The following is a 4323-nucleotide window of genomic DNA, read 5'->3' on the forward strand; positions in this document are numbered from 1 at the left end:
TCGTTTTCCGCGGTGATCTCGCCGGTGACCGGAATGCAGTCCAGCACCTCGATGCCGGCATTGCGCAGGCGCTGTGCCTTGGTCGGGTTGTTGCTGAGCAGAGCCACGCGCGAAATGCCCAGGCCATGCAGCATCGCCACCGCACTGCCGTAGCGGCGTTCGTCGGCACCGAAGCCCAGCTGTGCATCGGCGTCGATGGTATCCAGGCCGTCGTGCTGGTAGCCATAGGCGCGCATCTTGGCGGCGATACCGGTGCCGCGGCCTTCCTGGTCCAGGTACAGCAGCACGCCGCCGCCCAGTTCCTTCAGCTTGCGCAGCCCGCGCCGCAGCTGGTCGCCGCAGTCGCACTTGAGCGAGCCGAACAGGTCGCCGGTCAGGCACGAGGAGTGCACGCGTACCGGTACCACCGCCGACAGGTCCGGTTCGCCGACGATGATCGCGACCTGGTCACGCTGGGCCACGCCGCCGCGGAACACCGCGAAGGTGGTCATGCCGACGTCGCGCAGCGGTACCGGCGAACGCGCCACCAGTTCGTAGTCGTGGGCCGCATGTGCTGCGCCTTCGGCCAGATCGCACAGGGCCACCTCGGCGGCACCGTCGAACGTGTGGTCATCCACGTCCAGGCGCACCGCGACCATCGCCGGCAGCAGCAGGCCCAGGCGGGCCAGCTCGACCGCGCCGGCATCGAAGGCGTCGCCGGCTGCCCAGCCGTCGGGCATCGGGCCGGGCTCGCGCAGGTAACCCAGCGAGGGCAGGGTATCGAAGGCAATGCCAGCCAGCGGCAGGCGCGCGCCTTCCGGTGCTTCCACGCCGAGCACGCGGGCGCGGGTCGCGGTCAGGAACAGGTAGTGGCGCTCGCGCGCGGCACCGGCGAACGTGGCAAAGCTGCTGGCAGTGGCGCTGTCCAGTGCAATCACCGCCAGGCGCTGGCCCTGGCCATCGTGGAGCAGTACCGGGCGACCGGCACGCAGTTCGGCCACCGCGCGTTCGCAGCGGATCGCGGCGGGATCGCCGAACAGGGAAGAGGCAGCAGGCATGGCAGGACCGGGGGAGGCGGACATCGCAGTCTCTATGGGGGCGCCGGCGTCGTATTCAACGTGGTGCGGCCGCCGGTCGCAGGGGCCGGACGGGCCCGCGTGGTGCGACCGTCAGTGCGGATGCTCTTCGGTCGCGTACGGGTCTTCCTCGCCGCTGCCCGGTGGCCGCAGCGTATAGCGCTTGTAGGTCCATTGGTACTGCGTCGGGTCGCGGCGGGCGATGCGCTCGATGCCGGCGTTGAGCGCGGTGGCCGCCACCTGCGGGTCCGGGTCGGCCACGGCCGGGTCGGTCGGCTCGATGTGCAGGGCGAATTCCATGTCCGGCCCGACGCGCTCGCACCAGCCATACAGCACGGTGGCGCCGGTGCGCTCGGCCAGCCGGTTGACCAGGGTCATGGTCAGTGCCTGCACGCCGAAGAACGGCACGAACACGCCGTCGCCGGCCTTGGGTTGCTGGTCGGGCAGGATGCCGGTGGCACCGCCGTCCTTGAGCACCTTGAACAGCTGGCGCACGGCGGGGCCCTCGGCGCGTACCTGCTGCACGTTCTGGCCGCCCCGCACCAGCTGCAGGAAGGCGTCGCTGGCCTCGTCCTCCGGTGGCTTGTAGACGATGGCGATGTGCCCGCGCGAGGCCAGCCACTGGTTCAGCAGCTCCCAGTTGCCGAAGTGGGGTGCGGCCACGATCACGCCCTTGCCGCTGGCCAGCGCCGCGTCGTACAGGGATTCGCCGTGGCGCTGCTTCAGGTGCAGGCGCAGGTTGTCGGCCGGCCTCTGGCTCCACAGCCGCAGCGTCTCGATGGCCTGCAGGGCGGTGGAGCGCAGCAGCTCGCGGTGCAGGCGGTCGCGCGCCGGACCGTCCAGTTCCGGGTAGGCCAGTTCCAGGTTGCGCCGGGTGACGCGGCTCTCGCGAGCGTTGAGACGGACCCACGTCCACGCCAGGGCATGCGCGAACGCCCGCAACACTGGCCAGGGCAGGCGGGCGAACAGGGTGGTGGCGCGGTAGACCAGCCGGGCTTTGCGTTGCGGATTCATCGGCGCCAGTTTAGCCAAGGGCGCTGCTATCGTGGCCGGCCCTGTTCATTGGAAGCCCACGATGCTCGTCCTGATCCAGCGCGTCAGCCAGGCCGCCGTCCATGTCGACCAGGAAGTGGTGGGGCAGATCGGCCCCGGCCTGCTGGCCCTGGTCGGCATGGAACCGGGCGATACCGAGGCCCAGCTGCGACGGATGGCCGAGCGCCTGCTGGGCTACCGGGTGTTCGCCGACGAGGCCGGGAAGATGAACCGGTCGCTGCGCGACACCGGCGGCGGCCTGCTGCTGGTCAGCCAGTTCACCCTGGCCGCCGATACCCGTTCGGGCATGCGCCCCAGTTTCACGACCGCGGCACCGCCGGACGAGGCTGAACGCGGGTTCAATCGATTTGTCGAGATCTGCCGTGAAAATCACGCGCCCGGGGTGGAAACGGGCCGATTTGGTGCCCATATGGTCGTCAGCCTGGTCAATGACGGTCCCGTGACCTTCCTTCTCAGGCCCTGAGCCTGCGGGACCACCGCCCGGCAGGCGGGGCCCCGGGCTGGTATAATGCTACGTTCCCTATTTCTCCCTAGCCGGTGGCGCGAGCACTACATGGCCAACGAACGTCCTGCCCAATCCGAAATCAAGCAACTGATCAGCAAGGGCCTGGAACAGGGCTACCTGACCTACGCCGAAGTCAATGACCATCTGCCGGACGACATGGTCGACCCGGAACAGATCGAAGACATCATCGGCATGATCAACGGCATGGGCATTGATGTCCATGAAGTTGCGCCGGATGTGGAAACCCTGCTTCTCAACGATGGCAACACCGGTAACCGCGAAGTCGATGACACCGCGGCTGAAGAAGCTGCCGCCGCGCTGAGCGCGCTCGACACCGAAGGTGGCCGTACCACCGACCCGGTGCGCATGTACATGCGCGAAATGGGCACCGTCGAGCTGCTGACCCGCGAAGGCGAAATCGCCATCGCCAAGCGCATCGAGGAAGGCCTTTCGCAGGTCCAGGCCGCCCTGGGCCAGTTCCCGGTTTCGGTCGAGTCGCTGCTGAACGACTACGAAGCCCACAAGGAAGGCAAGAAGCGCCTGGCCGAAGTGATCGTCGGCTTCAACGACCTGGTCGACGAAGAGCCGGCACCGCCGGCGGTCGTTGCCGATGACAGCGCCGATGCGGACGCCGAAGGCGACGAGGACGAGGACGACGATGTCGACGGTGGCGATGAAGAAGCCGCACCGACCGGTCCGGATCCGGAGGAAGTCGCCGCGCGCATGCAAGCACTGAGCGATGCCTTCAACGCTTTCAAGAAGGCCGCAACCAAGGGCGACAAGAAGAACCTGCCGCGCCTGCGCGAAGAGATGTCGGCGGTGTTCGTCACCCTGAAGCTGCCGCTGCCGCTGACCGACGTGCTGACCAAGCAGCTGCGCGACACCATGGCCGACATCAAGTCGCATGAGCGCCGTGTGCTGAACCTGGCCACCGTCACCGCGCGCATGCCGCGCAAGGACTTCATCCGTTCCTGGGAAGGCAACCAGACCAACCTGGAGTGGGTGGAAGACGCACTGAAGCGCAAGCAGAAGTGGTCGTCGGCCCTGCGCGAAGTGAAGGACCAGATCATCGCCGAACAGCAGGCGACGATCGACATCGAGAAGCTGACCCAGCTGGACCTGGAAGAGCTGAAGGAAATCAGCCGTGCCATGGCCTACGGCGAAGCCAAGGCGCGCAAGGCCAAGAAGGAAATGGTCGAGGCCAACCTGCGCCTGGTGATCTCGATTGCCAAGAAGTACACCAACCGTGGCCTGCAGTTCCTCGACCTGATCCAGGAAGGCAACATCGGCCTGATGAAGGCCGTGGACAAGTTCGAGTACCGCCGCGGCTACAAGTTCTCGACCTACGCCACCTGGTGGATCCGCCAGGCGATCACCCGCTCGATCGCCGACCAGGCGCGCACCATCCGTATCCCGGTGCACATGATCGAGACGATCAACAAGTTGAACCGCATTTCCCGCCAGATGCTCCAGCAGTACGGCCGCGAGGCTACGCCGGAGGAGCTGGCCAAGGAAATGGACATGCCGGAAGACAAGATCCGCAAGGTGATGAAGATCGCCAAGGAGCCGATCTCGATGGAAACCCCGATCGGCGACGACGAGGATTCCCATCTGGGCGACTTCATCGAGGACACCAACGTGGAGTCCCCGATCGAGAACACCACCAACATCAACTTGTCCGAAACCGTTCGCGACGTGCTGGCCGGCCTC

Annotated in this window: 4 protein-coding genes; 2 read left to right on the plus strand and 2 right to left on the minus strand. The window is 66.9% G+C overall.

The features are described from left to right. Window positions 1-1061 (minus strand): GTP cyclohydrolase II RibA (gene ribA, locus ABGA94_RS20220; RefSeq protein WP_375367987.1); only part of this gene is annotated, 1061 nt, incomplete at its 3' end. Between the two features lie 87 nt (window positions 1062-1148). Then, window positions 1149-2069, minus strand: coding sequence for a lauroyl acyltransferase (locus tag ABGA94_RS20225; protein ID WP_095378158.1), 921 nt, complete (start codon window positions 2067-2069; stop codon window positions 1149-1151). A 61-nt stretch (window positions 2070-2130) separates the two neighbouring features. On the opposite strand from ABGA94_RS20225, the gene dtd reads away from it, so the two are divergent. Next, window positions 2131-2571 carry a D-aminoacyl-tRNA deacylase gene (gene dtd / locus ABGA94_RS20230; protein WP_005419588.1) on the plus strand — a complete coding sequence of 147 codons (441 nt, stop codon included), beginning with the start codon at window positions 2131-2133 and terminating at the stop codon, window positions 2569-2571. A gap of 90 nt (window positions 2572-2661) precedes the next feature. Continuing rightward, a partial coding sequence (gene rpoD / locus ABGA94_RS20235; RefSeq protein ID WP_375367988.1) for an RNA polymerase sigma factor RpoD occupies window positions 2662-4323 on the plus strand: 1662 nt, incomplete at its 3' end.

The organism is Stenotrophomonas sp. 3diitr2024 (assembly GCF_042136455.1).
Taxonomy (GTDB): Bacteria; Pseudomonadota; Gammaproteobacteria; order Xanthomonadales; family Xanthomonadaceae; genus Stenotrophomonas; species Stenotrophomonas sepilia.

Bases quoted from the DNA above. Each gene is read 5' to 3' on its own strand.
- ABGA94_RS20225 (WP_095378158.1), bottom strand. From the start codon at position 2,069: ATGAATCCGCAACGCAAAGCCCGGCTGGTCTACCGCGCCACCACCCTG.
- dtd (WP_005419588.1), top strand. From the start codon at position 2,131: ATGCTCGTCCTGATCCAGCGCGTCAGCCAGGCCGCCGTCCATGTCGAC.